At 46.9% G+C, this 24,695-nt stretch carries 26 protein-coding genes; 8 read left to right on the top strand and 18 right to left on the bottom strand.

Annotation, left to right across the window (positions count from 1 at the left end; genetic code table 11):
• Positions 1–3: 3 nt before the first annotated feature.
• From MHM95_RS17310 to MHM95_RS17295, 4 genes are all read right to left on the bottom strand, one after another.
• A complete protein-coding gene (locus MHM95_RS17310; RefSeq protein ID WP_022946920.1) occupies positions 4–582 on the bottom strand; it encodes a topoisomerase DNA-binding C4 zinc finger domain-containing protein in 579 nt (192 codons plus the stop codon).
• A gap of 61 nt (positions 583–643) precedes the next feature.
• Positions 644–1,117 (bottom strand): DUF494 family protein, encoded by a 474-nt coding sequence (locus MHM95_RS17305; RefSeq protein WP_045980674.1) that lies wholly within the window; start codon positions 1,115–1,117, stop codon positions 644–646.
• 1 nt (position 1,118) lies between these two features.
• Positions 1,119–2,240 carry a DNA-processing protein DprA gene (gene dprA, locus MHM95_RS17300; RefSeq protein WP_239385886.1) on the bottom strand — a complete coding sequence of 374 codons (1,122 nt, stop codon included), beginning with the start codon at positions 2,238–2,240 and terminating at the stop codon, positions 1,119–1,121.
• 46 nt (positions 2,241–2,286) lie between these two features.
• Positions 2,287–3,414, bottom strand: coding sequence for a LysM peptidoglycan-binding domain-containing protein (locus MHM95_RS17295; RefSeq protein ID WP_022946917.1), 1,128 nt, complete (start codon positions 3,412–3,414; stop codon positions 2,287–2,289).
• Positions 3,415–3,544: 130 nt separating this feature from the next.
• Between MHM95_RS17295 and def the strand changes: the two genes are divergently transcribed.
• From def to trkA, 4 genes are read left to right on the top strand one after another with little or no spacing between them, the layout of a single operon-like run.
• Complete coding sequence (gene def / locus MHM95_RS17290) at positions 3,545–4,057, top strand: peptide deformylase (protein ID WP_022946916.1); 513 nt, start codon at positions 3,545–3,547, stop codon at positions 4,055–4,057.
• Positions 4,058–4,069: 12 nt separating this feature from the next.
• Positions 4,070–5,029 carry a methionyl-tRNA formyltransferase gene (gene fmt, locus MHM95_RS17285; RefSeq protein ID WP_022946915.1) on the top strand — a complete coding sequence of 320 codons (960 nt, stop codon included), beginning with the start codon at positions 4,070–4,072 and terminating at the stop codon, positions 5,027–5,029.
• Positions 5,022–6,305 carry a 16S rRNA (cytosine(967)-C(5))-methyltransferase RsmB gene (gene rsmB, locus MHM95_RS17280; protein ID WP_239385885.1) on the top strand — a complete coding sequence of 428 codons (1,284 nt, stop codon included), beginning with the start codon at positions 5,022–5,024 and terminating at the stop codon, positions 6,303–6,305. Before fmt ends, rsmB begins: the two co-directional genes overlap by 8 nt.
• 7 nt (positions 6,306–6,312) lie before the next feature.
• A complete protein-coding gene (gene trkA, locus MHM95_RS17275) occupies positions 6,313–7,689 on the top strand; it encodes a Trk system potassium transporter TrkA (RefSeq protein WP_022946913.1) in 1,377 nt (458 codons plus the stop codon).
• A gap of 68 nt (positions 7,690–7,757) precedes the next feature.
• Here the strand turns inward: trkA and MHM95_RS17270 are convergent, their stop codons facing one another.
• From MHM95_RS17270 to MHM95_RS17220, 11 genes are all read right to left on the bottom strand, one after another.
• Positions 7,758–7,973, bottom strand: a complete 216-nt coding sequence (locus tag MHM95_RS17270; RefSeq protein ID WP_022946912.1) for an EF-hand domain-containing protein — start codon at positions 7,971–7,973, stop codon at positions 7,758–7,760.
• 27 nt (positions 7,974–8,000) lie between these two features.
• The gene (locus MHM95_RS17265; protein ID WP_022946911.1) at positions 8,001–8,219 is read right to left on the bottom strand and encodes a calmodulin; all 219 of its coding nucleotides are present in this window, start codon (positions 8,217–8,219) and stop codon (positions 8,001–8,003) included.
• 46 nt (positions 8,220–8,265) lie between these two features.
• Complete coding sequence (locus MHM95_RS17260) at positions 8,266–8,484, bottom strand: calmodulin (RefSeq protein ID WP_022946910.1); 219 nt, start codon at positions 8,482–8,484, stop codon at positions 8,266–8,268.
• A 35-nt stretch (positions 8,485–8,519) separates the two neighbouring features.
• A complete protein-coding gene (locus tag MHM95_RS17255) occupies positions 8,520–8,732 on the bottom strand; it encodes a calmodulin (protein ID WP_022946909.1) in 213 nt (70 codons plus the stop codon).
• Positions 8,733–8,783: 51 nt separating this feature from the next.
• On the bottom strand, positions 8,784–8,993 hold the full coding sequence (locus tag MHM95_RS17250) for an EF-hand domain-containing protein (RefSeq protein WP_022946908.1): 210 nt from the start codon (positions 8,991–8,993) through the stop codon (positions 8,784–8,786).
• A 58-nt stretch (positions 8,994–9,051) separates the two neighbouring features.
• Complete coding sequence (locus MHM95_RS17245; RefSeq protein WP_022946908.1) at positions 9,052–9,261, bottom strand: EF-hand domain-containing protein; 210 nt, start codon at positions 9,259–9,261, stop codon at positions 9,052–9,054.
• A 65-nt stretch (positions 9,262–9,326) separates the two neighbouring features.
• Positions 9,327–9,536 carry an EF-hand domain-containing protein gene (locus tag MHM95_RS17240; protein ID WP_022946908.1) on the bottom strand — a complete coding sequence of 70 codons (210 nt, stop codon included), beginning with the start codon at positions 9,534–9,536 and terminating at the stop codon, positions 9,327–9,329.
• Positions 9,537–10,256: 720 nt separating this feature from the next.
• Entirely contained in the window at positions 10,257–11,708 is a 1,452-nt protein-coding gene (locus tag MHM95_RS17235) for a TrkH family potassium uptake protein (protein ID WP_022944859.1), read from the bottom strand.
• Between the two features lie 39 nt (positions 11,709–11,747).
• Positions 11,748–12,362 carry a YigZ family protein gene (locus tag MHM95_RS17230; RefSeq protein ID WP_138588048.1) on the bottom strand — a complete coding sequence of 205 codons (615 nt, stop codon included), beginning with the start codon at positions 12,360–12,362 and terminating at the stop codon, positions 11,748–11,750.
• A 59-nt stretch (positions 12,363–12,421) separates the two neighbouring features.
• A complete protein-coding gene (pepQ, locus tag MHM95_RS17225; RefSeq protein ID WP_239385884.1) occupies positions 12,422–13,744 on the bottom strand; it encodes a Xaa-Pro dipeptidase in 1,323 nt (440 codons plus the stop codon).
• Positions 13,745–13,804: 60 nt separating this feature from the next.
• Positions 13,805–15,688 carry a transglycosylase SLT domain-containing protein gene (locus tag MHM95_RS17220; protein WP_239385883.1) on the bottom strand — a complete coding sequence of 628 codons (1,884 nt, stop codon included), beginning with the start codon at positions 15,686–15,688 and terminating at the stop codon, positions 13,805–13,807.
• 301 nt (positions 15,689–15,989) lie between these two features.
• Here MHM95_RS17220 and fadB point away from each other — a divergent pair, with 301 nt between their 5' ends.
• The 3 genes from fadB (at position 15,990) to tusA (ending at position 19,666) form a co-directional block, all read left to right on the top strand.
• Positions 15,990–18,152, top strand: coding sequence for a fatty acid oxidation complex subunit alpha FadB (fadB, locus tag MHM95_RS17215; RefSeq protein WP_045979471.1), 2,163 nt, complete (start codon positions 15,990–15,992; stop codon positions 18,150–18,152).
• 2 nt (positions 18,153–18,154) lie between these two features.
• Positions 18,155–19,318: an acetyl-CoA C-acyltransferase FadA gene (fadA, locus tag MHM95_RS17210; RefSeq protein WP_239385882.1), complete on the top strand. Its 1,164-nt coding sequence runs from the start codon at positions 18,155–18,157 to the stop codon at positions 19,316–19,318.
• 108 nt (positions 19,319–19,426) lie between these two features.
• Positions 19,427–19,666 carry a sulfurtransferase TusA gene (gene tusA / locus MHM95_RS17205; RefSeq protein WP_022944865.1) on the top strand — a complete coding sequence of 80 codons (240 nt, stop codon included), beginning with the start codon at positions 19,427–19,429 and terminating at the stop codon, positions 19,664–19,666.
• 3 nt (positions 19,667–19,669) lie between these two features.
• Here tusA and MHM95_RS17200 read toward each other — a convergent pair whose 3' ends face one another.
• The 3 genes from MHM95_RS17200 to glyQ form a co-directional block, all read right to left on the bottom strand.
• A complete protein-coding gene (locus MHM95_RS17200) occupies positions 19,670–20,122 on the bottom strand; it encodes a hypothetical protein (RefSeq protein WP_026111099.1) in 453 nt (150 codons plus the stop codon).
• Positions 20,123–20,231: 109 nt separating this feature from the next.
• Positions 20,232–22,301: a glycine--tRNA ligase subunit beta gene (gene glyS, locus MHM95_RS17195; protein ID WP_239385881.1), complete on the bottom strand. Its 2,070-nt coding sequence runs from the start codon at positions 22,299–22,301 to the stop codon at positions 20,232–20,234.
• Positions 22,302–22,309: 8 nt separating this feature from the next.
• Positions 22,310–23,209, bottom strand: coding sequence for a glycine--tRNA ligase subunit alpha (gene glyQ, locus MHM95_RS17190; RefSeq protein ID WP_026111100.1), 900 nt, complete (start codon positions 23,207–23,209; stop codon positions 22,310–22,312).
• 289 nt (positions 23,210–23,498) lie between these two features.
• Between glyQ and MHM95_RS17185 the strand changes: the two genes are divergently transcribed.
• Positions 23,499–24,638, top strand: a complete 1,140-nt coding sequence (locus MHM95_RS17185; RefSeq protein WP_239385880.1) for a S8 family serine peptidase — start codon at positions 23,499–23,501, stop codon at positions 24,636–24,638.
• Positions 24,639–24,695: the final 57 nt, after the last annotated feature.

The raw sequence follows: 24,695 nt of genomic DNA, 5'->3' as shown, positions 1-24,695 counted from the left end.
CTTCTAACTCTCCACGTTCTCAGCTTGTTTATGCCCACAGGACTTTTGCGGACATTGTAACACAGGTCCCCCAGCAAGATTACGCTTGACCATGACCGGCCAATCACACTGAGGGCAAGCATGAGCCACGGGCTCATAGTTCAAGCTGTATTTGCATTTGGGGTAAGCATCGCAAGAGTAAAAAGTTTTACCATATTTATTACTACGTTTAGTTAAACGACCATCATGACACTTTGGGCAGGTTACTAGGTTTTGCTCTGGCTGCTGTTGCTTTTGATCGGCGATGTAATGGCACTGAGGGAAATTGGTACAACCGATAAACATGCCAAAGCGGCCGTTTTTCACCGCTAAAGGCGAATCACACTCAGGACAGGGATTATCGTCTAATACCTTAAGTACGGCTGTGTCATGTTGGTGCAAAGGACGAATGAAGTCACACTTCGGGTAGGCTGCGCACCCTAAAAAAGGACCGTTCTTAGAGTGCCGCATCACCAACTCACAACCACACTGGGGACACACTTCGTATTCTTTCTCTAGAGCATGTTGATTAGCATTAAATAACGAATGGTCGATCTTGCTCACGCACTACTCGCACTTTGGTGAATTTGCGCCCAATATACTGACCCCAACACAGAGATCAAGCTTAATGCAGTGTTGGGTTCGGGTCATCGAAAATTAAATCTTCCATTTGTGCATAAGCCTGCTCCTGCCCAGGCACACTTAACAACACCATCAGCACCACCCACTTCAAATCGTCCAGTGCAATTTGCTCTTGGTCCAGTGCTACAGCGCGATCGATAACCATCTCTCGAGTTGTGCTATTTATAACGCCAATTTGCTCTAGGAACATCAAAAAGCCTTGGCACTGAGTATCAAGTTTCATACTTTCGTATTCGGTATAGATACGGCATGCTCCAGTTGGGGCATTATGCAAATAAGGGCGCTCATCACTATATTGCAACTGAGCTAACTGCTCCAACCAATCCAGTGCTTTAAATATTTCGCTGTTGTTGAACCCCGCTTTACGTAATTCGTCGGTGAGTACGTTCTCTTCGACAAAAATTTCACTCTCGCTGTGAATATAGTTTTCAAACAAATACATTAGGATATCAAACATATTACCCGCCCCCTGTTTTTACATAGCCCTCTGAGGTGCTCTCTATTAGCCCCTCCAGCTCTAAATCGACTAGTTGCGTCAGTAGTTCTGTAATGGGTACTTCGGCACTACTAGCAATGTCATCAACGCAAGTAGGCTCGTAACCAATATGACGAAGTATGCTGTTTTCATCCTCACGGTAAGTAGGTTCACTCTTTATATATAGACTGTTTTGTGCAGAAAAACCTAACTCGAGCAATACATCTTTTGCCGATTCGACCAAGGCCGCGCCCTCTTTTATTAGCTTATGGCAGCCTTTGGCATAGGGATTATTAATCGAGCCCGGTATAGCCATCACCTCTCGATTATAGTCTGCAGCCAGTTCAGCCGTGATCAATGAACCACTTTTACGCTCAGCCTCAACCACTAAAGTAGCGACCGATAAGCCAGCTATAATGCGATTACGTCTAGGGAAATGCATAGCCCGAGCCGGAGTTGTGGGCACAAACTCACTGACTAACAGACCATTTGTCAAAATATCATCACGTAAGGCTTTATTGCGGCGGGGGTAACAAATATCAACACCAGTGCCAAGCACAGCTACAGTTTGACCTGTCGCCATCAATGCCCCCTGATGCGACATGGCGTCTACGCCCATTGCCATGCCTGAAGTGATTGTTAGCCCCGCAGCACTCAATTGCTGGGCTATTTCTTGGGCACATCGCTTCCCAGCAAGCGAAGCACTGCGACTGCCGACCATCGCGATTTGTGGTAGTTTGAGAAGCTGGGTATTGCCTCTGCAAAACAGTAATAGCGGTGCATCGGGTAACTCAGCTAACAGCTCGGGGTAAGCAGACGTACCCAAGGCTATAACATCAATACCTTGATGTTTGAATGCTTGAATCTTGCGCTTGTAGTTAGCAATATTAAGCGCTGAAAGGGCTCCAATGATGTTGGCTTTTACGCCGTAGCATTGCAAACACTCAGGCTCCGTAACCATGCGGGCTAACGGTACATGCGTAAGCAACTTATTGACATCGCGGCAGCTAAGTCCACGAACATAGAACAAAGCCAGTAATGCGGCTTGATGGAAATGTAAATCGGCCTCTGACGAGGCCGATGATAACGGTAACTGTTGTGCCATGCTCCCTCCTTGAGCACAACCCAACGCAGTGTACGATCAGCTGTTACTAATTAACACTGACTACATCGCCAACGCGAATTGGGCGTAGCGTTTTTGTGACAATAGCATAGCTCACTCTATCTTGTACTTTCAGTACCATAAGCTCGCCGACTTTCTCTTTCGGCATATGCCACGTGGTGTTGTCACCATCCTCTTCGAAATTAAAGGACTCTTCAATGTTAGACGCAACTTTCTCGTAAGTGCTCGCGTCTTCTTTATAACTTGGCCCATCGTCACCATCAACCACGGTGGGTGACTGTCGACGAATATCAAACATATGTCCTGCTTTCACTTCGTCTGTCAGGCCACGATTGAGTACCACGATGTCCATCTTGCTGAATTCACGCAGCTCATTAGTTGACGCAATAATTTCGCCATCAATTTCCTTGTCAGGGCGACGCATTTTAAAGAACGCAGGCAAGCTTTGCCCTTCGCTGACGGGCAGTAAGAAGTCACCAGCATTAATTTCACGCTTCACATCGTTAACAAACACAGAGGCTGGCACACCGTTATCGAAGTCTCCCGAGCGGAACGCACGCGCAGTAGCAACAAGCTTCACCTCGTAGCCAAGCACTTCTTCTGTTTGTGGGTCAATGTAAGGATCATCTTTGTGGTAAATAGCGTAGTTACGGTTACGTTCTAAATCGCCTTTAACGTAAAGAATGTGGCCTTTAGTTGGGCGCTTAACGTTCTCGTTAGCACCTAACACATAGGGCTGAGCCGCTATTTGCTCTTCACTTAGCGCCTGTTCATAGGTTAAAAATGGACGCAATAGCTCTAAAGAAATAGTTGGAATAGCGCTATCACTCTTCATGGTTTTGCGACCATGGGGAGTTAGTTTTTGATAGTTTTCTGGACGCTCCATCACTAAGCGAGGTCGACCCTGAGCGTCATACACAAGGTATAACGTATCACCCGGATATATAAGGTGAGGGTTATCAATTTGTGGATTCATTTGCCACAGCTCTGGCCATAACCAAGGCTTGTCCAAATAAATAGCAGAGATATCCCATAACGTATCTCCCTTTTCTACCACATACTGCTCAGGGGCATTTTCTTTTACCGTTAGAACATCTGCTAATGATGGAAAAGCAGCCGCAAGTGCTAATACGGCAGCCGATAGCTGTTTTATCATTGTAATGAGCTTCCTCAAGCTTGTTTTATTATAATTATTACCCAATAACCTGTTAAAGGTGCACACGAATGGCTAAAATAAAAACATAACACAATACCCGATATTTAGCACAATTTTTAATAAGGTAGCTATGGCACTTTTAGAAGTACTTCGATTCCCTGATGAACGTTTGCGCACAGTCGCTCAACCAGTAACCGATATTAACGATGATGTTCGCACCATCGTCAAAGACATGTTAGAGACCATGTACGATGAAAATGGTATTGGTCTTGCGGCCACCCAGGTTGATATTCATCAGCGTATCGTCGTCATCGATGTTTCCGACGAGCGCGACCAGCCGTTGGTTCTTATTAATCCTGAGATTACTCATAAAGACGGCTCTACGGTCAGTGAAGAGGGTTGTCTATCCGTTCCAAACTCCTATGCGAAGGTTGATCGCGCTGAAACGGTGACAGTAAAAGCCCTGAATGAACAAGGTGAAGAGTTCAGCCTTGACGCCGACGGTTTACTGGCCATTTGCATTCAACATGAATTAGACCACCTACTAGGTAAGCTATTCATTGATTACTTATCTCCTTTGAAGCGCCAACGTATTCGCAAGAAGCTTGAAAAAGAAGCGCGTCTTGCCGCAAAAGCTCAGTAACAAGGATAAACAGTGACTCAAGCTCTTCGCATCGTATTTGCCGGTACGCCGGATTTTGCCGCCCGCCATTTGCAGGCACTTATTGACTCAGAACATGAGGTGGTTGGCGTGTACAGCCAACCTGATCGCCCCGCAGGTAGAGGAAAAAAGCTCAAGGCCAGTGAGGTTAAAACGCTTGCTTTAGAGCATAACTTACCTGTTTATCAGCCAACTTCTCTAAAAGACGAGCAGGCACAACAGCAACTTGCAGAGCTAAACGCCGACGTTATGGTGGTAGTTGCGTACGGGTTGTTATTGCCAAAAGCGATTTTAACAACCCCCAGATTAGGTTGCCTCAATGTCCACGGCTCCATTTTACCTCGCTGGCGAGGCGCAGCCCCTATTCAGCGCGCTATCTGGGCTGGCGATAAGGAAACGGGCATCACTATTATGCAAATGGATGAAGGTCTTGATACTGGCGATATGCTGAGTATTGCTCGTTGCCCTATCGCAGCTGATGAAACCTCAGCTTCATTGTACGCCAAGCTTGCGCAGCTAGGCCCTTCAGCGTTAATTGATACCTTAGCCAAGCTCTCTACCATAGAGCCAGAGCCCCAAGACGATGCTCAAGCAAACTACGCTAAAAAATTATCTAAAGAAGAGGCGGAGTTAGACTGGCAGCTTGATGCCGAGCAATTAGCTCGCAACGTGAGAGCCTTTAACCCATGGCCTATTTGTTTTACCAAGATGCAAGGCAATACCGTCAAGGTATGGCAAGCCGACGTTGTTACCGAGCAAGGTGCACCAGGGCAAATATTGCGGGCCGATAAAAACGGTATTGTGGTCGCCTGCACCAACCATGCTCTGTGCATTACCGAGCTTCAACCGCCAGGTAAAAAACCCATGTCCGCCCAAGACTTTTTAAACGGCCGAGCCGATTGGGTCAGTGTGGGTAGCACCTTGGCACATATTGCAGGCGAAACCCATGAGTAATGTTCGCGCCCAAGCGGCGCACACACTCTATCACGTCGTCGATCGCGGGGTTTCTCTCTCGGCAGCTCTGCCCCGCTACAGCCGGGACCTCAATCCAAAAGATAAGGCTTTGATGCAGCAGATCTGTTATGGCGTCTTACGCTACCTGCCAAGCCTAGAGTTTTATTGTCAGCAACTGCTGGATGAGCCCCTCAAAGGTAAACGTCGTGTCTATCAGTTTTTACTCTATGTTGGCCTGTATCAATTAATACATATGCGTGTTCCCGAGCATGCCGCAGTGGGTGAAACCGTTAATGCACTCAAAGCGATGCGCGCACCAGGCCTGAAAGGCCTAGTTAACGCCGTATTACGGAGTTTTCAGCGCCAACGCGATGAGCTCGAAGCCGCAGCAACACAGATCGATGCTTGTAAATATAATCACCCAGGCTGGTTATTAAAAAAACTTAAGCGCGACTACCCAGAACATTGGCACACCATTGTTGCCCAAAACCAGGCGCAAGCGCCCATGTGGTTACGCGTGAATCAACGTCAGTATACTTGCGAGCAATATGCGCACCTGCTCAGCAAACAAGGTATCGAGTACAGTCAATTTGCCGATTACCAAGATGCAATAAAGCTTAAAAAAGCAGTGGATGTGCAGAAACTACCAGAGTTTTTCGCAGGGGCAAGCTCTGTCCAAGATGCAGCTGCTCAGCAAGCCGCGAGGCTGCTTGGCGCACAAGATGGTGAATATGTGCTCGACGCCTGCGCCGCGCCGGGCGGCAAAACCTGCCACATACTTGAGTTGGCCGATGCAAAAGTGATGGCACTTGACTGTGATGCCGAACGCCTAGACAAAGTGCGCGCTAACTTACAGCGATTACATCTTGATGCCGAACTTGTTTGCGCCCAAGCACAAGACACAGAGTCATGGTGGCAAGGTCAGCAATTTGATCGCATTTTATTGGATGTTCCCTGCTCAGCAACAGGGGTGATACGCCGTCATCCTGATATTAAATGGTTAAGACGACACTCTGATATTGACGAGCTCGCTAAGCTACAGGGACAAATCCTTGATGCTATTTGGCCATTATTGAAGCCGGGCGGAACTTTACTTTATGCAACTTGTTCGGTGCTATCAGAAGAAAATCAAGAGCAGATGAAAGCCTTCTTCACACGCCATCGTGATGCTCAGCATAGCCCACTGCACGAGCAAGACTCTATAGCTCAACCAGGGTGGCAATTATTACCTGGCGACACCGATGGCTTCTATTACGCAAAAATAATAAAACAGTGATATAGCAATGAAAATTATCATCTTAGGCGCGGGGCAAGTCGGCGGAACACTGGCTGAAAACCTTGTCGGCGAGCAGAACGAAATCACCGTTGTCGACATTGATGGCGATCGCTTGCGCGAGCTACAGGACAAATATGACCTGCAAGGAGTCACTGGGCACAGTGCTCACCCCGATATTTTGCGCAAGGCCGGCGCTGAAGATGCTGATATGATTATTGCCGTCACCAGCTCCGATGAAGTCAATATGGTGGCCTGCCAAGTGGCCTACAGTATTTTTAATACCCCCACCAAGATTGCCCGTATTCGCTCGGAGCAATACCTGCGCTATCGTCAGCAGTTGTTCCATAATGACGATTTGCCGGTGGACCACTATATCGCTCCTGAGCAACTTGTTACCAAGTACATCCGCCGCCTTATTGATTATCCGGGCGCCTTACAAGTGCTGCAATTTGCCGATGGCAAGTTGTCTCTGGTCGCAGTCAAAGCCTACTATGGCGGTTTACTCGTTGGTTATGCGCTATCAGCATTGAAAGAACACATTCCCAATGTAGAGACTCGTGTTGCTGCAATTTACCGCCAAGGCAAGGCTATCAAACCCTTGGGCACCACAGTGATCGAAGCCGACGATGAGATCTTCTTTATTGCCGCAACCAAGCATATTCGTGCGGTAATGAGTGAACTGCAAAAGCTTGAGCGTTCTTATAAGAAGATCATGATCGCCGGTGGCGGTAACATTGGTGCTGGCTTGGCCCGCTCGTTGGAAAAAAACCATAGCGTTAAGCTGCTGGAGCGTAACCCACAACGAGCTGAGCAACTATCTGAAATGCTCGATGATACTGTGGTTTTTTGTGGTGATGCGTCTGATCAGGAGCTGCTATCAGAAGAGCATATTGAGCAAGTCGATGTATTCATTGCAGTGACCAATGACGACGAAGCCAATATTATGTCAGCGATGTTGGCAAAACGTATGGGGGCGCAAAAAACCATGGTGCTCATTCAACGTGGCGCCTATGTTGACTTGGTGCAAGGCGGCGAAATTGACATTGCTATTTCACCACAGCAAGCGACCATTTCAGCCCTGCTGACTCACGTAAGACGCGGTGACATCGTCAATGTTTACTCGTTACGTAAAGGCGCGGCAGAGGCAATTGAAGCCGTAGCCCATGGTGATGAGAACACCTCTAAAGTGGTAGGCAGAGCTATCTCTGAAATTAAACTACCTGCAGGGACGACTATTGGCGCTATCGTGCGCAATGATGACGTACTGATAGCCCATGATGATACAGTGATCCAAAGTGGTGACCATGTCATTATGTTCTTGATAGATAAAAAGCACATTCATGTGGTTGAGAAGCTCTTCCAGGTCAGCGCAATGTTTCTGTAAAACATAAAAAAGCAGCCTTAGTGGGTGGACTAAGACTGCTTTTGCGTTGCTCTAATGGGTCTGGGTATTTACTCAGCGTGAGCAAATTCTTCCTTAGATAGCTCGCCATTTCCATCAATATCAAGCTCATCAAATTTAGTTAGAATCGCTGCATCTGCACTTGCCTCTTCCTTGCTGATGCTGCCATTACCGTCGACATCCAATGTATCAAAAGTAGAACCTGCGATAGCTGTTGCAGAAGAAGCCAAAATCGCCATAGCAAGTAGTGTGTTAGTCGTTTTCATCACGCTCTCCTCTTAGTTGGCGTTAAATTACTCAGCTTTTGCGAATTCTTTTTCGCTCAGCTCACCGTCTTTATTGGCGTCCAAATCCTTGAACTGCTGCATTAGCTCTGGATACTTAGACGCTTCTTCCATGCTGATAGCGCCATTGCTATCTACGTCTACACTGTTAAAGTCCATATCCAATGCGAATGCTGATGATGCGCTTACTAAACCTACGATAGCGACTGCTTTTGTCGAATTTTTCATAATGTATCCTCTTTACTGTGTGGTGTTGTCCGGTGTTGCGCAGTCGTTACTGCGCTTTAGCAAATTCTTGCTCAGATAACTCACCGTTCATGTCAGTATCCAAGTCTTTAAATTGACTCATAAGCTCAGGATACTTAGACGCCTCTTCCATACTGATAGCGCCGTTGCCGTCGGCATCGATAGTGTTGAAATCTGCATCCAGTGCGAAAGCTGAAGATGCGCCTACAAGTGCCATTAATGCGACTGTGTGTTTCATGGTTTTCATAACTTGCTCCTTACCTTGTTTGGTAAATAATTGGGTTACTCGGCTTTTTCGAACTCTGCTTTTGAGAGCTCACCGTTGCCATCTGTATCGAGTTGATCGAACTGCTCCATTAGAGCGGCATCGACAGAGGCCTCTTGAACACTGATAGCGCCATTGCCGTCGGCATCAAGTGCGTTAAAATCTGCTGCAAATACAGCGCTTGATGCAGCTAAAGTGACAAATGCGATTGTTGACGTCATACCTTTCATAACAAATCCCTCTTAATGGAAATAAAGTGCGTGAGAAAGAGCGAATAGCGCTTAAGCTTGCTCGAACTCTTCTTTTGAAAGCTCACCGTTACCATCGGTATCTAGCTTGTCGAAGTGCTTGCTAAGCTCTGCATCCACTGCTGCTTCTTGCTTGCTGATAGCGCCATTGCCGTCTGCATCTAAAGTAGAGAAATCTGCTGCAAATGCTGCGCTTGAAGCTGCTAAAGTGATAAGTGCTAAAGTTGAAGTCATGCGTTTCATAATAAGTATCCTTCTGGACTGAAAACTAAAATCTGAAATTGATGTTTAAACTAAGCGCTTAAGCTTGTTCAAACTCTTCTTTTGACAGCTCACCGTTACCATCGGTATCTAGTTTGTCGAAGTGCTTGCTAAGCTCTGCATCCACTGCTGCTTCTTGCTTGCTGATAGCGCCATTGCCGTCTGCATCTAAAGTTGAGAAATCTGCTGCAAATGCTGCGCTTGAAGCTGCTAAAGTGATAAGTGCTAAAGTTGAAGTCATGCGTTTCATAATAAGTATCCTTCTGGACTGAAAACTAAAATCTGAAATCTGAAATTAATGTTTAAACTAAGCGCTTAAGCTTGTTCAAACTCTTCTTTTGACAGCTCACCGTTACCATCGGTATCTAGCTTGTCGAAGTGTTTGCTAAGCTCTGCATCCACTGCTGCTTCTTGCTTGCTGATAGCGCCATTGCCGTCTGCATCTAAAGTAGAGAAATCTGCTGCAAACGCTGCGCTTGAAGCTGCTAAAGTGATAAGTGCTAAAGTTGAAGTCATGCGTTTCATAATCAATATCCTTCTTTACTTGTTGAAATCTGTGTCAGTAACGTTCTGTGCTAATTGCTACTGCGTTTTAAACTCACCCTGACTATTACAAGTCCGATGCCAACATTAAAAAAGCATTATTTATCATGGAGATATATGTAAGTAAGGGGAGTTAAGGGCCATTACACTATGTTTTTCTGTTGCTCTTTTGCGACACAGTTCAGGCTTAAAAGATAATATCTATATTTTTCAAAAGGTTATTTTGCAACTTCTCACCTTGAATTCAGCCAATTACCTGCCTGGATTGCGCTGAAGGTGACTTTTAACTGAATGAAAGTGTAATGCCATCATTCTCATAAATTATTTTTTATGTTTATTTATATAAAATTCAACAACTTATAATTTAAATAACTATTTGTAAGGGGATTTTTATTGAGCCCCGACTGCACACCAAGCGCTGTGTTGCTTTTTAGCAACAACGCATCTTTGGTTCAGTAAAGAGATGGAATTTAGGACAAAAAGAAATACAGAAGAGATAAAAAACAATTGAGTGCCTACGCTAGGCATCCACGCCTCAACGCCACTCAACGAATGACGTTAAGTCACCGCCACGAGATAGAAAAGGGAGAGCATGGTGGCAGGAATTCATCCTGAAGCGACGCCCGGCTCAGGCATCCACGCCTTCGCGTTCGGCCCTCAACGAGTGACGTTAAGTCACTCGCAGTCGCAAGCGACCGTGCCTCACCCACGCCAGAATGTTGGGGTAAACAGCACGAGGAGAGTAAATATCTCTAACCGGCCAAAGACCATTGCCAATGTCAGGATCCACTTTGCGCTATCACTAATGTCACCATAGTGAGCGGCTACTTCACCCAAGCCTGGACCCAGGTTATTAAGGCAGGCGGCGGTCGCCGAGAAGGCAGTGATATTATCTAGCCCCGTCCCCATCAAGCTGATCATAATAATTACAAACACCAAGGCATAGGCAGAGAAAAAGCCCCATACCGCCTCCACAACCTTATCTGGCAGGGCTTTACGACCTAGCTTAATCGAATAGATGGCGCGCGGGTGGACCAAGCGGTTAAGCTCCCGGATACCTTGTAAGTACAACAAAAACACCCTCACTACTTTCATTCCCCCGCCTGTGGAGCCCGCACAGCCACCAATGAAACTGGAAAAGATCAGCAGCATAGGTAGAAACAGCGGCCAAGCGGAGAAGTTATCGGTCGCAAAACCGGCGGTGGTACTGATGGAAACGGCCTGAAACATCGCCTGGTCGAGCGTTTCATCACCATTGGCGTAAATGTTATTAGAGGAAAGCACTGCGAAACAGATAATGATGAGTGCCACTTGAATCAGAAAAAATGCTTTAAACTCAGGGTCGCGCAAATAAACTTTACCACTACGACTGGCCACTGCTGCGTAGTGCAGTGAAAAGTTGATTGCAGCAATTAGCAAAAACACCACACAGATCAGGTTAATCACGGGGCTATCAAAGTGCCCCATCGACGCATCATAGGTAGAGAAACCACCAATGGCTATGGTTGAAAAGGCATGACAAATCGCATCAAACCAATTCATTCCCGCAACCCAATAAGCCAGCGTGCAAGTTAAGGTAAGCGACACATAGATATACCACAGGTGTTTTGCCGTATCGGCAATTCGTGGTGTCATTTTTGAATCTTTCACCGGCCCTGGCGTCTCAGCACGGTACAGCTGCATCCCACCCACACCAAGCATAGGGAGCACGGCAACGGCAAGTACGATGATCCCCATACCGCCCAGCCATTGTAATTGCTGGCGATAGAAAAGCACCGACTTAGGTAAGTACTCTATGCCCGTCAATACGGTCGCACCGGTAGTGGTCAGCCCAGAAAACGCCTCAAATACAGCGTCTGCCATCGATAACTTGGGCGCATCTAGAAAAATCAGCGGTAAAGATGCGAACGAGCCCAGCACCAGCCAAAACAACACCACAATTAAAAAGCCTTCCCGAGCCTTTAAATCTCCATGCTCATTACGGTTGGGGTAGTAGGCAATTAAGCCAGCAATGACGCTAAAGACAAAAGCGAGAATAAAAGGTAAGCCGCCGCCATCTTTGTATATTAGTGAGACCAAGGCTGGCGGCACCATAGTGATGCTGAATAACGCCACCAGCTGGCCCAGTATTTTTATTATCGTGCGGTATTGCATCTAGCGCATCGCCGTGACTTTTGTTTGCATGTTATTGTCTTACTGTTTTATTTTTAACTCAACAGTACCGTGGCTTAAATCAAAGATATCTTTTATCGCTGCATCGCTTTGGCGCTCATCAATACATATCTGCCAACGAATGGCGCTATCATATTGCTTCTCAATATCAAGGACTTGATAGTGAGTTTGCAACCTTTGCTCTATGACTCCCTGTAGAGCATAGTCACTGTCGCCAATGAGTACCACACTAGGCACCTTAACCTGGGTAACTAGTTGCGCCAGCGCGTTATTAAGCGTACCACCATAGGCACGAACCAACCCACCGGTCCCAAGCTTAATACCACCGAAGTAACGCGTTGTCACAGCACAAATTTCGCCAAGGCCACTGCCTTGAAGTACATTCAGCATTGGTTTGCCAGCAGTCCCATTGGGCTCGCCATCATCGGAAAAGCCATACACATGGCTGCCTCCTGGAGCCCCTGCTACATGAGCCCAACAGTTATGGCGGGCATCGGGGTAACGGCGATTAATATCGGCGATAAAGTCTTTTGCCGCACTAATATCCGGCGTGTGCGCCACATGTACAATAAAGGTGCTCTTTTTGATTTCTTCTTCGTAACTTAAGGGCTCACTAGGGTATGAGTATTCAGACATAACGGCAGGATCATTGATAGCAAACTGCGGAGCACTTAGGCCCCGCAGTGAATGGGTGGTTAATCGAGCTCTAGCTCGCGAGTCATATTCTCAAGGCTGTCTTCGTGAACAATGATATTGTCCTCAATACGAATACCACCGAAAGGCTTAAGTTCTGCGACCTTGTCCCAATTAATATGCTGATTATTATCTGTCGCTGCTAAATCACCGAGCAAGGAATCAATAAAGTACAACCCAGGTTCAATGGTAAATACTTGATTCGCTTCAATCTTACGGGTGCAACGCAGGAATGGGTGACCTTCAGGCGGCTCTTGGTGTGCGCCCTGCTCGTCAGCCATAAAACCACCCACATCATGTACTTGTAAACCAATATGATGGCCTAAACCATGTGGGAAGAACGTTGAGGTAATGCCTTTGGCAACAATCTCATCGGCCGATAAGTTGACGATGTTAAAGTCACTCAGTATTTGCGCCACACGTTGGTGACAATCAAGGTGTAACTCACCATATAACTTGCCAGGCGCCAACTGGTTACATAGTGCAATTTGGTGCTGCTTCATGGTGGCAACAAGCTCAGCAAATTCCCCTTCACCAGTAAAGTCATAGGTTCGAGTAATATCGGCTGCGTAACCATTGAAGTTGGCGCCAGCGTCAATCAAAAAAGAACGATGGGTAGCAGGAGCAACACGATCAAAGTGCGTGTAGTGCAAAATGGCGCAGTTTTCATTTAGCGCCACAATGTTGCCGTAAGGTGTGTCATTTTCGCTGTGTTGGGTCGCTAACAGATAGGCTTGTTGAATTTCAAATTCGGACTTGCCTTGAAAAAACGCATCTCGCGCAGCTTTGTGACCTTGTACGGCGATTTTATTCGCCTCACGCATACAAGCAAGTTCGTACTGCGTTTTGTAGGCACGGTGGTAATGATAAAAGTTCATTACCGGCTCCGGATTCATCAGCTCAAAACCCAAAGCTTGAGCGACTTCCAAGTATTCGCCAATATATGCAAATCGCGCCTTATCATAGGGTAGTAACTTTTCTACCTGATCCGGTTTCACCAGCAGTTCAATATCAAAGTAGTCAGCCCAATACTCATTCGGCTCATCGGGGACCTTGTGCCAAAAGTCCACAGGGCGATAGAAAATCAATTTAGGCTTATCGGTGCCGTTCGCGACAATCCAGCAATGTGGGTTATCTATCACTGGCAACCAGGCCTTAAATTGTGGATTCACCTTAAACGGGTAGTACATATCGTCTAAGAACTGGCGCTTCGCTTGGCCAGAATGGAAAACAACGCCGTCTAGGTTTTCGCGTTCGATAATTTCGCGCGTGCGCTTTTGCAAGGTTGCAATATGTTCAGCGTATAACACCGCTAATTTATTCATGTATCACCCACTTTGCTAAATATTATTAACTGCAGTCTATCACAGCCGCCAGCTGTGCGGCTAACCACCTATGCGCATATCAAGAATAGACGCTAGGATGTTTTCGTTTTTGCCTTGTTTAGTAAGGTATACTTGCCGATAAGCAAATACATTTTTGACATAGTCGCGCGTTTCCCGATACGGGATCAATTCAATCCACAGCTCCGCAGGCATAGCTTGATCCGGTAACCATTTACGTACACGGTGATAACCCGCATTGTAAGACGCTGTTGCTAGCACTTGGTTGCCATTAGTTTTACCCTCTAAATACTTGAGGTACTTGGTGCCCAAATTGATATTAGTGCTGGGCTCGTACAAACGCCGTGAAGACACGGTACTACGATTAATGTACTTCGCGGTGCTAGGAAGAAGCTGCATTAAGCCCCGGGCATTGGCCCGAGAGCGAGCATCCGGAGCAAAAGAGCTCTCACGCCGAGCAATAGCAATACTCCAATCCATATCCACCTTGTTGCGGCGGCTATAGCGCTTAAATAAGTCGGTGAATGCATCAGGGAAGCGTAAATCCACGTAATCCCAAGCCTTTATACGCGCCAATGTAAAGATGGTACTGTCATGCCAGCCTTGTTCACCCGCTAATACCGAAGCCGCTAGTTTCTCCGCTTCACTTGACGTATCTATTAGGTAATTCCATTCCCTGCGCGCGCTGGTGTAGCGCTTCAGTTCATGCAAACGTTTGGCGCGTTTGAAGCCTGGCGCCTGAGCCACCTTTTCCTTCAACCCAGGCGGCAACATCAACTGTTTACTATTAAGGTTAACCGGTTGGTCCAAGCGTGCGGCGGCAAGAAAGCCATAATAATCTCGTTGTTGTGCCAGCGGCAGCCATATATCTTGGGCCTCTTGTGCCCGCCCTTGACGAAAATAGCTGTATGCAAGCCAGTATTTATGGCCATTGCTGAGATTGGTTTTATTAGTGAAGTAAGCTGATATCCCTGGCCAATCTTGCTCTCTGAGCATATTCGCCAAATGCCACTGCATTAGCTTTTTATCATGGCCCGCATCGGGCACTTTATTTAACCAAAACTTCGCTTCATCATGCTGTTTTACCGCCAATGCATAAGCAAAGGCATAGTTAATTTCCTGGCGTTGCTCGTCGGTAAAAGTGAACATGTTATCGAGTTTGGTCCATGCTCGAATCGCTAGTTCCGGATCTCGCCATACCAAACGCTTAACGCCATAATGGGCAATTTCCGCTTCTCTGCTGCTTTTGTTTTTGAACCGGTACAAACCTGCTGCAGCACTGGGGTCTTTGCGCACCGCAGAATATAAATCAGCTAAATAACGCTCATTATTCGGTAGCAACGTTTTCAGGTAGCGCAGCAAGTGGTATTCGCCCTCTCGTGCTGCCAACCCTACCCGTTGCCATACCCGTTGTGGAGTTTGCATCCCAGCATCACGCCACTTAGCGAATAAGGAGTCACACTGTTTCGGTTGAGATTGCCCAACCACCCAGAGATCAGCAACTTGCGCTAATATTGCTCGCTCAGGGGCGCCTAGTTGCAATTGAAAATCTAGGTACTGGCACTTTAACTGCGCGTCGCTTGTGGGTTGATAGTTAGCAACAAAGTCGGCTTTTCGCCCTCTTTTAGCTAGGTAATTAAGCCAGGCTCGACGCACCGGCCACTCGAGGGGAGTATTTTGGTACACGCTCAAAAAGCGCTCTATTTCTGTTTGATATTTTAACTGCGGATGGCGTTTATAAAAGGCCATCTCTACATAAGGCTTAAGTGGGTGATCAAGTTGGCTATTGAGGCGCTTAAACTCTTTATAGTTGCCTGACCAGGCCACCTTTTCCGCCTCTAAAAAATCGTCATTGTCACTGGCTAAAGAAGCACTGGAGGCGTGCAGTAGGGATGCAGCCAGTAACACATGTATAAATCGTTTCATGATAATCCTACGTTTTATCGCGCGAAACACAGGTAACGGAATAACACTAAAAATGCTCAAAAAGGCACGTTACCATTATTGGTTCAACGAACCATCTTAACTGTACTACATTAATGGATGAGTTTTGACCTTTAGTAACCGCATCTATACGTGTTTTGGTCGCATCTCGTATCAGCGTTAATTTTTAACCGAATGTAAATTTTAGCCGGAAATTTTCATTGCATTTTCGGATTAAAGACGCGACACTGATCGAAAACCCAACTCATCGTACCAGTTTCACATGAAACAAAGGGAGATACCCATGATATTTCAGAGCGATTCCTTTGTAGTCTCTTTTATAAAGGACCAAATTGCTGAGTTTAAGTTCACTGTACCTGGTTCAGTGAATAAACTATCTCAACAAACCTTAAACGACTGCTTAGAGGCCATCAAAGAATTACGTCAACGTGACGACATTAAAGGCATGGTATTTACCAGCGATAAAGATCACTTCATCGTTGGTGCTGATATTTTTGAATTCCTACCCACTTTCCAAAGACCAGAGCAAGAGCTTGTAAGCTGGATTAAAAACGCAACCGATGTGTTTGATGCTTTAGAAGACTTACCTTTCCCTACTATCAGTGCCATCAATGGCATGGCTCTTGGCGGTGGCTGTGAGTGGGTTCTGGCGACCGATTTCCGTGTTGGTAGCAGCAAAGCTAAAATCGGTTTACCTGAGACCAAACTGGGTATCATGCCAGGCTTTGGTGGCACCGTGCGTTTACCTCGTATCATCGGTGCAGACAATGCCATGACTTGGATCACTACGGGTCAGGAAAACCGTGCCAATGATGCACTAAAAGTAGGCGCACTTGATGCTGTGGTTGCTGATGACGCGCTTGTTGATGCATGTATCAACATGCTGGAGCAAGCCATTGCGGGTAAGCTTGATTGGCAAAAGCGCCGCGCGACAAAACAAGCGCCATTGAAGATGAATAAGGTAGAGCAAGGCATGAGCTTTGCCATGGCCGAAGGCATGGTTATGGGCAAAACTAAAGGCCACTACCCAGCGCCAGTGCTTGCAGTGAAAACCATTAAAGAAGCCGCGAATATGAGTCGCGACGAAGCCATGGCAGTGGAAAATGCCAACTTCGCCAAGCTGGCTAAAACCAATGAAGCTGCTGCGCTTACCGGTATTTTCTTGAACGATCAGTTCATTAAAGGCAAAGCTAAAAAGCAAGCCAAGGGTAGTAGTGTCAGCATCAACCAAGCTGCGGTACTAGGTGCAGGCATTATGGGCGGCGGTATCGCTTACCAGTCAGCCTACAAAGGCACACCTATTGTCATGAAAGACATTAACCAAGATGCTCTCGACTTAGGTATGGGCGAGGCAGCAAAGCTACTTGGTAAAAAAGTAAAACGCGGCCATATGAACATGGATAAGATGGTCGGCGTACTAGGAAAAATAAAACCGACTCTTAACGATGCGGATGTGCAAAGTGCTGATATCGTAGTTGAAGCCGTGGTTGAGAATCCGAAGGTGAAAAAAGCAGTATTAAGCGACCTTGAGAAAACCTTAGGTGACAATGCTGTACTAACATCAAACACGTCGACTATTCGTATTGATGAACTTGCCACAGCGCTAGAGAAACCTGAAAAATTCTGCGGTATGCACTTTTTCAACCCCGTTCCAAAGATGCCTTTGGTAGAGGTGATTCGTGGCGAGAAAACCTCAGAAGATACCGTTAACGCTGTAGTCGACTATGCCCTTAAGCTAGGTAAGTCGCCCATCGTTGTGAATGACTGCCCTGGGTTTTTCGTAAACCGTGTGCTATTCCCCTACTTTGCTGGCTTCAGCAAAATGGTCAGCGAAGGAATCAGCTTCGCAAAAATCGATAAAGTCATGGAAAATGTCTTTGGTTGGCCGATGGGGCCTGCCTACCTACTAGACGTGGTGGGTATTGATACCGCCTTCCATTGCACTGGCGTGATGGCTGAAGGCTTCCCTGAACGTATGGCTCGCCAAGAGAAAGACCCGGTCGCCGTGTTTGCAGAAGCTAAACGCTACGGTCAGAAAAATGGCAAAGGCTTCTACAGCTATGCTCCTGATCGCCGTGGCCGTTTGAAGAAGAGCCATGATGACGAGGCATTAAAGTTACTATCAACGCTGAGCGACAGTGAGAAAGACGTTGATAAGCAGGAAATGATCGACCGCTGTATGGTACCGATGATCAACGAAGTACTGCTTTGCCTACAAGAAAACATCATTGCTTCACCACAAGAAGCAGACATGGCGTTGGTATATGGTATTGGCTTCCCGCCATTCAGAGGCGGTGTATTCCGCTATTTAGACCAAGTCGGCCTGGCTAACTTTGTAGCAACTGCTGATAAGTACGCACACCTTGGTGCGATTTACCAAGTATCTGACCAAACACGTCAATGGGCCGAGCAAGGCCGCGTGTTTTATCAAGTGGAGGGACAATAATCATGAATAATGTTGTCATCGTTGATTGTATTCGTACACCTATGGGCCGCTCAAAAAATGGCGTATTCCGCCACAAGCGTGCTGAGGACCTTAGTGCCCACTTGATGAAAGGCCTATTAGAGCGCAACCCTGCTGTGGATCCTGCGTCAATAGACGACATCTACTGGGGTTGCGTACAGCAAACCTTAGAACAAGGCTTTAACGTCGGCCGTAACGCCGCACTGTTGGCGGGTATTCCACACACAGTGCCAGCAGTCACTGTAAACCGATTATGCGGCTCATCAATGCAAGCGTTACATGATGCGGCACGCGCAATTATGACCGGTGCTGGCGATACTTACCTTATCGGGGGTGTGGAGCATATGGGCCATGTACCAATGACCCATGGTAATGATTTCCACCCAGGGCTCGCTACTTCTGTAGCTCAAGCCGCAGGTGTGATGGGACTAACAGCTGAATATCTTGCCACCTTGCACGGTATTAGCCGCGAGCAACAGGACCAGTTCGGCGCTCGCTCACACCAACGCGCTCATGCAGCCACAGTAGAGGGTCGCTTTAAAAGCGAGATCCTACCGATGGAAGGCCATGATGAAAGTGGTGCATTGACCTTGGTTGAAGATGATGAAGTTATTCGTCCAGAAACCACCGTCGAGGGTTTATCTCAGCTTCGTCCTGTATTTAACCCGGCCTCGGGTAGCGTCACTGCAGGCACATCTTCAGCGTTGTCTGACGGTGCTTCTGCCATGTTGGTTATGAGTGAAGAAAAAGCTAAAGAGCTAGGCTTGCCAATTCGTGCTCGTGTTAAGTCAATGGCAGTCGCCGGCTGCGATCCATCAATCATGGGTTATGGTCCGGTCCCTGCGACTAAGAAGGCATTGGCGCAGGCAGGTATCAGCATTGATGATATTGACGTTGCTGAGCTTAATGAAGCATTCGCAGCGCAATCTTTACCAGTGCTTAAAGACTTAGGTCTACTGGATAAGGTCGATGAAAAAGTGAATCTAAATGGCGGTGCAATTGCACTTGGGCATCCATTGGGTTGCTCTGGTTCGCGTATTAGCACCACGCTTATCAATATTATGGAAGATAAGGACGCTAAATACGGCCTTGCAACCATGTGTATTGGTTTAGGCCAAGGTATTGCTACGGTGTTCGAACGTCCATAGCCACATCAACTTGGTGACAAAAAGGCGGGTTAAGCATTATTGCTCCCGCCTTTTTTCTTATCTAAAGTTTGGGTAAACTAGCGCTTTTATTCTAAGGCAACGACACCAATGAACTTTGACCAAGCTGACCATGTTCTTGACGCCATGGGCCTACGTTGCCCCGAACCGGTGATGATGGTGCGCGGCACCGTGCGCAAAATGCGCCAAGGCGAGACCCTGCTAATCACCGCTGATGACCCTTCAACGACTCGTGATATTCCCAGTTTTTGTCGTTTTATGGACCACACCTTGGTGGCCCAGAAAACCGAGCAAGCCCCGTATCAGTATTTGATCAGAAAAGGCCAGTAGGCCTTATTCAAACACTTGATTGACTGTTACCAAGGGCTTTTTAAAGCGAGAGAAATTGATAGACACTTTGTACCAACCTTTCTCCTCTGGCGTAAAGCTAAAATAGTTGTAGACGCTGTTGCAGTCTGCCTGAACCGGTAGGCCAAGCTCTAACGTTTTATCGAGCGCTTCGTCAAGATAACCGCAATTATAACCAGCACTCCACTGAGCATCGGCAATTTTGAACTCATAGGCCTTCCCCGGCGTAGAGAAGCGAATTTTGGTCTCATAGATGGCTGGCGCCACTCGTTGCATTTGATACTCTGGCTGTGCATCCCACAACGAGAAATCACCACGCAAGAATAACGGCTTTTTCACTTCCTCAGCAGGCACGATATCATCGATAGTCACTGAGCTTGAGCAAGCCCCCAATAGTAAGGCTGAAACGAGTAACGGAATTTGCTTTGTCATTATTATTTGTTTCCACTTTAAGCGCACTTTTCTCCAGTCTAAGAAATTAGTGCAAAGGCTTCAATAAAAAAGCCAGCTTAATGCTGGCTTTTACTATCACTATGAAAAATACTCACTATTTCTGTAAAACAGAAATGTCAGCAACTTGTAGAAACAGCGATTGTAATTGTGACAATAGCGCCAAGCGATTGTTCTTAACGGCATCATCGTCAGCCATCACCATTACGTTATCGAAAAAGGCATCAACACTTTGACGTATATTCGCCAATTCACTTAATGCCAGCTGATAATCACCCTGTTCATACAATGGCGATAACTTCGCTTGATAGGCCGCTACTTGCTCAGCCAAAGTCTGCTCGGCAGGCTCTTGAAGTAACGCTTTATCAATGGCACCAACTTCCTTGATGTCATTTTTACTGAGGATGTTACCCACTCGTTTATTTGCCGCAGCCAGCGCTTCTGCAGGCTCTAAGCTACGGAAATGGCTTACCGCCTTTACACGCAGGTCGAAATCAAGGGGTTTAGAAGGTCGACGCGCCAACACAGCCTGGATTACATCAACGGCAATACCCTGCTCTTGATACCAAGTACGGAAACGCCCTAGGAGGAAATCAAATACATCCTCAGCGACATTACAGTTACTGAGCTTATCAGCAAACAGTTGCTGTGCTTTGGCGATAATATCAAGCACATCTAAAGGTAGTTGCTTCTCTACCATGATCCGAAGCGCGCCAATTGCTGCACGACGCAGGGCAAATGGGTCCTTGTCACCTTTCGGAGCTTGGCCGATACCAAAAATACCCACTAAGGTGTCGAACTTATCTGCCAGAGCCACAGCACAAGCGATAGTGCTATGTGGTAATTCATCCCCAGAGAAACGCGGCATATATTGCTCGTTCATGGCATTGGCGACATCTTCATGCTCGCCGTCATGGCGAGCATAGTGCATCCCCATCACGCCTTGAACATCAGTGAACTCCATCACCATCTCTGTCATCAGGTCGGTTTTACTTAACAAACCGGCCCGCTCTGCTAAGGCTTTATCGGCACTCAATTGCTCAGCAATGTAGCCTGATAGCGCACTAATTCGCTCTGATTTATCTTTCAGGGTACCTAGTTGCTTTTGGAACAACACGGAATCAAGAGACGCTAAGCGGCTTTCCAATGTTTTCTTTTTATCTGCCTCATAAAAGAACTGTGCATCAGCCAAACGTGGGCGCACTACTTTCTCATTTCCAGAGATCACTACACTTGGGTCTTTGCTCTCAATATTGGAAACAAATAAGAATTTATTAATCAGCTTGCCATTGCTATCAAGCAGTGGGAAGTATTTTTGGTCGTCTTTCATGGTGTAGATCAGTGCTTCATCTGGCACATCCAAGAACTCTTCTTCAAAAGAGGCGGTTAACGTCACCGGCCATTCAACCAGCGAGGTCACTTCCTCTAACAGTTCTTCATCCATCGCGACCTGGGCACCCACTTTTGCTGCAGCGGCATCAATTTGATTACGGATCATCGCTTTGCGCGCCTCGTAATCCGCGACAACGTAGGCTTCCTTCAGCTTAACTAGCGCCTCATCGGCGTGATGAATCGCGACTTTCTCTGGGTGATGGAAGCGATGCCCCTGAAGCTCGTTACCGATCGCTTTACCAAGAATTTCACCTTGAACTAAGCTTGCACCGTAGAAAATGGTCGCGGTGTGTACCGGGCGAATAAACTGAGTCTTGTTAGCTCCCCAACGCATAGGTTTAGGGATAGGTAGTTTAGTTAATGCCTTAGCTACGGCGTCTACAATCAGCTCTTGTACCGCCTGACCAGGAACATTGGCCTTGTGTAGTAACCACTCGCCTTTATCGGTGATATGGCGCTCCGCATCGCTGACTTCAATACCACAGCCACGAGCCCAACCCAATGCCGCTTTGGTTGGGTTGCCATCGGCGTCAAACGCAGCTTTGACTGCTGGGCCACGCTTCTCGACCACTTTGTCTTGTTGTTTTTCGTCCAGTTGCAACACCATCAACCCCAACCGGCGAGGCGATGCATACCACTGCACACCTTGGTGCCCGAGAGTAAGCTCGTCCAGTTGTGCGGTTAATGCATCAGCAAAGGCTTCTGCAAGTGTGCGCAGTGATTTCGGTGGTAACTCTTCAGTACCAATTTCAACTAAAAGATTCTGTTGTAACATAGGTATTCTTAATCCTTACACAGCGGGAATCCGAGCGCTTCACGCGCCGCGTAGTAACTTTCTGCACAGGCTTTAGATAAGGCTCTAACGCGCAGAATATAACGTTGTCTCTCTGTCACTGAGATAGCGTGACGTGCATCGAGAAGGTTGAATGCGTGCGATGCCTTCATCACTTGCTCATAAGCTGGTAATGGCAACTCTGCTTCTATGAGTTTTTGACTTTCCTTTTCGCACTGGTCGAATTGCTTAAATAGCGCATCAACGTCGGCATGTTCGAAATTGTATTTCGACTGCTCTACTTCGTTTTGGTGGAAAACATCACCATAGGTCACTTTGCCCATCGGGCCGTCAGCCCACACGAGGTCGTAAATACTGTCCACACCTTGAATATACATGGCTAAACGCTCAAGACCATAGGTGATTTCGCCGGTTACTGGCGCACACTCAAGCCCCCCTACTTGCTGGAAATAGGTGAACTGCGTGACTTCCATGCCATTTAGCCACACTTCCCATCCTAATCCCCAAGCACCCAGAGTTGGCGATTCCCAGTTGTCTTCAACAAAACGGACTTCATGCTTAAGTGTGTCAATTCCCAATGCAGCGAGTGAGCCCAAGTATAGGTCCTGGATATTGTCCGGAGACGGCTTTAAAACTACCTGAAATTGATAGTAATGCTGTAGGCGGTTAGGGTTTTCACCATAGCGGCCATCGGTAGGACGGCGACAAGGCTGCACATACGCACTCGACATTGGCTCTGGGCCAACGGCTTTTAAAAAGGTGAGTGGATGAAACGTGCCTGCGCCCACTTCTAGATCAAAAGGCTGTGCAATAACACAGCCCTGCTGTGCCCAGTAATCCTGTAACGCTAGGATAAGGCCCTGAAAGGTTTGTAAGTCGTATTTTTGCATAATGAGGTTAGATTCTGCTGCTTTGAGTGCGGTTTTATTGCTCACAGTATACCTGCTGCCACGCTGTGTTTTAAGCAGTTTCTTTTACAGTGGCTCTGTAGCTAACAGCCCCTTCCTTTCACATTCATAATCTATTCATTTAAGCATCACTGAATTATTTCTTCTCACCTAGTTCATTATTCGTATTTTTAATTCTTCTTTATTGCATTATCAGCAAAGTAGTCTAACTTTGTTAAATTAGTGTTAACCGCACTTTGACCAATAAAATATAACTAAGATAGGATTCGAAATGAAAAAGACACTTTTAGCCACAGCGATATTCGCTGCATCCACCGGTATAGCCACTGCACAAAGCGCCCCTAGTTTTACCGGCATGGCGGCACAGATGGAGATCGATAATACCTGTATTATCCGTTTTAATGACTCGGTTTCTCGCTTTGATGTCGAAGGTAAAGCACGCGGTATGTTGACTAAGGCACAAGCTCAAGCCAAGCACCTATATAAAAATGCGATCAAAGGTATGGCTGTTAATATGAGCTGCGCTAAAGCGAAAACGGTATTTGCAAACGAGGCCGATGTGATGCGCTTCACCGAAGATGGCATTGCCTATGCCTCACCAGCAAAAAAAGGTAAGCCCGGTGGCGGCGGCAGTCAATCTCAACAAACGCCTTGGAGCGTCACGCGTGTTGGAGGTCCAGTGGATGGTTCCGGCTATACCGCTTGGGTACTCGATACCGGTATTGACTTAGACCATGCTGATCTCAACGTTGATGCTAACCGTGGCTTTACCGCTTTTACTAAAGGGCGTGACGCAGACATGGATGATGGCAATGGTCATGGTACTCATGTCGCCGGCACTATCGCTGCTCTTAATAACGGTATCGATGTCGTTGGTGTTGCAGCAGGTGCTGATGTGGTCCCTGTAAAAGTACTCGATTCTCGCGGTTCTGGCAGCTGGTCTGGGGTACTAGCAGGTATTGATCATGTCGCCGCTAATGCCTCACCAGGCGACTGTGCAAATATGAGTTTAGGCGGAGGCTTCAATCAGGAACTTAACGATGCGGTCGAAAATGCCGCACAACAATCGGGAGCCTTTTTTGTAGTGGCCGCAGGCAATGAAAGCCAAGATGCCAATAATGTCTCTCCAGCGAGCGCCTCCCATAACCGGGTTTATACTATTTCAGCAACAGATAGCAGCGACCGCTTTGCTAGTTTCAGTAACTTTGGCAACCCACCTATCGATTATGCCGCACCTGGAGTCGGTATTCTTTCCACACGCCAAGGGGGTGGCACTACCACAATGTCTGGCACATCAATGGCTTCACCAGCGGCGTGCGCGGTGATCATGATGAGCAATGGTAATCCAGGCACAGACGGATCGGCGTTGAACGATCCAGATGGCAATGCCGATGATATTATCCATCTTTAATATTAAGTATTAAATCAAAAAAAAGCCCTTACATGTTTGTGTAAGGGCTTTTAGTTA

The sequence above is a fragment of the Pseudoalteromonas sp. CnMc7-15 genome, from assembly GCF_022347925.1.
Taxonomy (GTDB): domain Bacteria; phylum Pseudomonadota; class Gammaproteobacteria; order Enterobacterales; family Alteromonadaceae; genus Pseudoalteromonas; species Pseudoalteromonas ruthenica.
Note: the sequence above shows the minus strand (reverse complement) of the source record. Positions and strands in the feature narration are given on the sequence as shown.

Coding starts and splice junctions, on each gene's coding strand:
- MHM95_RS17305 (WP_045980674.1), bottom strand. CDS start 1,117: ATGTTTGATATCCTAATGTATTTGTTTGAAAACTATATTCACAGCGAG.
- dprA (WP_239385886.1), bottom strand. CDS start 2,240: ATGGCACAACAGTTACCGTTATCATCGGCCTCGTCAGAGGCCGATTTA.
- MHM95_RS17295 (WP_022946917.1), bottom strand. CDS start 3,414: ATGATAAAACAGCTATCGGCTGCCGTATTAGCACTTGCGGCTGCTTTT.
- def (WP_022946916.1), top strand. CDS start 3,545: ATGGCACTTTTAGAAGTACTTCGATTCCCTGATGAACGTTTGCGCACA.
- rsmB (WP_239385885.1), top strand. CDS start 5,022: ATGAGTAATGTTCGCGCCCAAGCGGCGCACACACTCTATCACGTCGTC.
- trkA (WP_022946913.1), top strand. CDS start 6,313: ATGAAAATTATCATCTTAGGCGCGGGGCAAGTCGGCGGAACACTGGCT.
- MHM95_RS17270 (WP_022946912.1), bottom strand. CDS start 7,973: ATGAAAACGACTAACACACTACTTGCTATGGCGATTTTGGCTTCTTCT.
- MHM95_RS17265 (WP_022946911.1), bottom strand. CDS start 8,219: ATGAAAAATTCGACAAAAGCAGTCGCTATCGTAGGTTTAGTAAGCGCA.
- MHM95_RS17260 (WP_022946910.1), bottom strand. CDS start 8,484: ATGAAAACCATGAAACACACAGTCGCATTAATGGCACTTGTAGGCGCA.
- MHM95_RS17255 (WP_022946909.1), bottom strand. CDS start 8,732: ATGAAAGGTATGACGTCAACAATCGCATTTGTCACTTTAGCTGCATCA.
- MHM95_RS17250 (WP_022946908.1), bottom strand. CDS start 8,993: ATGAAACGCATGACTTCAACTTTAGCACTTATCACTTTAGCAGCTTCA.
- MHM95_RS17245 (WP_022946908.1), bottom strand. CDS start 9,261: ATGAAACGCATGACTTCAACTTTAGCACTTATCACTTTAGCAGCTTCA.
- MHM95_RS17240 (WP_022946908.1), bottom strand. CDS start 9,536: ATGAAACGCATGACTTCAACTTTAGCACTTATCACTTTAGCAGCTTCA.
- MHM95_RS17235 (WP_022944859.1), bottom strand. CDS start 11,708: ATGCAATACCGCACGATAATAAAAATACTGGGCCAGCTGGTGGCGTTA.
- MHM95_RS17230 (WP_138588048.1), bottom strand. CDS start 12,362: ATGTCTGAATACTCATACCCTAGTGAGCCCTTAAGTTACGAAGAAGAA.
- pepQ (WP_239385884.1), bottom strand. CDS start 13,744: ATGAATAAATTAGCGGTGTTATACGCTGAACATATTGCAACCTTGCAA.
- MHM95_RS17220 (WP_239385883.1), bottom strand. CDS start 15,688: ATGAAACGATTTATACATGTGTTACTGGCTGCATCCCTACTGCACGCC.
- fadB (WP_045979471.1), top strand. CDS start 15,990: ATGATATTTCAGAGCGATTCCTTTGTAGTCTCTTTTATAAAGGACCAA.
- fadA (WP_239385882.1), top strand. CDS start 18,155: ATGAATAATGTTGTCATCGTTGATTGTATTCGTACACCTATGGGCCGC.
- tusA (WP_022944865.1), top strand. CDS start 19,427: ATGAACTTTGACCAAGCTGACCATGTTCTTGACGCCATGGGCCTACGT.
- glyS (WP_239385881.1), bottom strand. CDS start 22,301: ATGTTACAACAGAATCTTTTAGTTGAAATTGGTACTGAAGAGTTACCA.
- glyQ (WP_026111100.1), bottom strand. CDS start 23,209: ATGCAAAAATACGACTTACAAACCTTTCAGGGCCTTATCCTAGCGTTA.
- MHM95_RS17185 (WP_239385880.1), top strand. CDS start 23,499: ATGAAAAAGACACTTTTAGCCACAGCGATATTCGCTGCATCCACCGGT.